The organism is Skermanella sp., assembly GCF_059503625.1.
Genome location: NZ_JCACHA010000438.1, coordinates 1 through 2,366 on the forward strand (window position 1 = coordinate 1; position 2,366 = coordinate 2,366).

Annotated in this window: 3 protein-coding genes; all 3 read left to right on the forward strand. The window is 67.0% G+C overall.

Annotated features, from left to right (window positions below):
• Positions 1-429 (forward strand): glycosyltransferase (locus tag AC5JJ6_RS09510; RefSeq protein ID WP_496041808.1); only part of this gene is annotated, 429 nt, incomplete at its 5' end.
• Positions 426-1,757: an O-antigen ligase family protein gene (locus tag AC5JJ6_RS09515; RefSeq protein WP_496041809.1), complete on the forward strand. Its 1,332-nt coding sequence runs from the start codon at positions 426-428 to the stop codon at positions 1,755-1,757. The genes AC5JJ6_RS09510 and AC5JJ6_RS09515, both read left to right, overlap by 4 nt.
• Positions 1,754-2,366, forward strand: a 613-nt coding sequence (locus AC5JJ6_RS09520; protein WP_496041810.1) for a hypothetical protein, incomplete at its 3' end; no start/stop codon positions are given. The genes AC5JJ6_RS09515 and AC5JJ6_RS09520, both read left to right, overlap by 4 nt.

The window sequence follows — 2,366 nt, forward strand, 5'->3', positions numbered from 1 at the left end:
GAGGTCGAGGCCTTTCGGGCCAGGGCTGAGGCGCTTGGTCTGGCCGGGAGGGTGACGTTCCTGGGCTGGACGGACGAGAGCCGCAGCCGCGAGTTGCTGACCCAGTCCGACCTGTTTGTGCTGCCGTCCCGCAATGAGGGGCTGCCGGTTGCCATAGTCGAGGCCATGGCCTACGGTCTTCCGGTCGTCGCGACGCCGGTCGGGTCGGTGCCGACGGCGATCGACAACGAAGTGTCGGGGCTGCTCGTGCCGCCCGGACAGCCGGTGCCGCTCGCCGCGGCGCTCGTGCGCCTGATGGACAGCGGTCAGCTTCGACAGGACCTGGCGGCGGCGGCGCGCCGACGTTTCGAGCAGGATTTCGACATCCGCATATTTTGTGACCGTCTGCTGGCCATTTACCGCCGCAACGCGGTCCGGTGGCCGGCATGACGATGGCAGCCCGCACCGTCCCGGCCCGGCGGAACCACCCGGAAATCGGCGTGACCCAAACCGGCGCTCTGCGTGCCGTGGTCGTGTTCCTGCTGGTGTGGTATCTCGGTCCGACGGCACCCTTCATGCCGGCCGAAGCCTTCAGTTCGGAGAACGCCAAGCTTGGCCTGTACGAGGAGCAGCAGTTCCTCCGGCTGTCCTGGATACCCGTCTACCTGGTGACGTTCCTCCTGGCGGCGCCACGCCTGCCGGCCGTGTGGCGCGCCGCCATGGGCAACCCCTTGACCGTGGTCCTGCTGGCTCTGGCGCTGGCCTCCGTGCTCTGGTCGCTCTCGCCCGAGGATACAGTGCGCCGCTGCTTCGCGATCACGGGGACGACCCTGCTCGGACTTTACCTGGCGGCGCGGTTCGAGCCGGGCGAGCTCATCCGCCTGCTCGGCTGGGCATTCGCCGTAGTCATGGTGCTGAGCGTCCTCTTCGTCCTGGCCAATCCAGGGGTCGGCATTTCCGGTCCGCCCCATCCCGGCGCCTGGCGCGGCGTTTTCAGCCACAAGAACGGCATGGGCCAGACCATGCTGCTGGCCCTGCTGACGTTCATCGTGCTGGTGGTCACGAGCCGCAACAAGCGCTGGCCCATCATGATGGCCGTCGGGGCGGCGGGTCTGCTGGCGCTGTCGACGTCAAAGACGCCGCTGGCGGTGGGCTGCGTGCTCCTGCTCGTTTCCGCGCTGGTGCGCGCCATGCACCGCCATCCCGACCGCGCCGGTTACCTGGGCGCGCTCACGGTCATCGGCGTCCTGGCCGCGCCCTTCGTCGTCTTCGTGGTGCTCGAGCCGGTGCTGACGCTGCTCGGCCGCGACCTCACCCTCACCGGCCGGACCGACATCTGGCAGATGGCCTGGGGCGCGATCCAGGAAAGCCCGTTGATCGGCTACGGCTACAGCGGCTTCTGGACAGCCTCCTCGGGACCTGTCCTCGACATCTGGTACATCGCCGGCTGGCAGGTGCCGAATGCGCACCAGGGCTTCCTTGACCTGATGCTCGCGTTCGGCGTCCTGGGCCTGCTGATCTACGGCCTGCTTTTTCTGCGAACCATGACCCGGACGCTGCGTTCGATCCGGCGGGGCAATCCCTGGGTCGCCTTGTGGTCGGTCTGTGTCCTGACCCTGTTCCTGATCTACGGCTTCGTCGAAAGCAACATCATGGAGCAGAACAAGATGAGCTGGGTGCTGTTCGTTGCGCTTGCGGCCTATGCCGGGCGGCCGGAACGCGACGGGGCGGCAGGACATCGTCCGGCGCGCCGAAACGCATATAGGGAACCAACATGAAAGTCGTCTTCATCGCCGAGCAGTTCACGCCGCCGGTCTTCAACGGATCGACGCTGATCTACGATCTCTGGCTGCGCATGCTGCACCGGAACGACGAGGTCTACGCCATTCTCTTCACCGGCGAGGAGGAACCGACCGAGCAAACCCATGCCGAACTGCGCCGGCTGTGCCGGGATTACCTGATCCTGCCCGGCCACGCCCGGTCGCGCCTCGTCAAGTCCGTCCGCGCGGCGGCACGCCTCGTCAATGGAAGCCTGTTCGCCCCCGCCGGCGTGGAGGAGATCGGCCGCGGCCTGATCCAGCGGGAGATCCGCGCCTTCCTGGACCGGCACCGGCCGGACGTCATGGTGATGAGCAAGCTCAACCCCGTGAATCTCGTCGGCGAACGGATCGTGAGGGAATTCCCAGGCCTGCGCATTCTCGATCTGCACGATGATTTCGTGGCGCGCGAAAGCCTCGAGCGAAGCGTTCTGTCCGGCATGATGGCCGCCCACCCGGAGCTCAAGGGATATCCTCCCTACCGCATGACCCGGCTGCGCCAGAAGCTGTCCCGCCTTGACCCCGGCCGGGCGCGACGGCAGGAGCATGCCCTGCTTGGATTGTTCGATC

What these genes read in the sequence shown, in the direction of transcription:
- AC5JJ6_RS09515 (WP_496041809.1), top strand. Translation starts at nt 426, where the DNA reads ATGACGATGGCAGCCCGCACCGTCCCGGCCCGGCGGAACCACCCGGAA.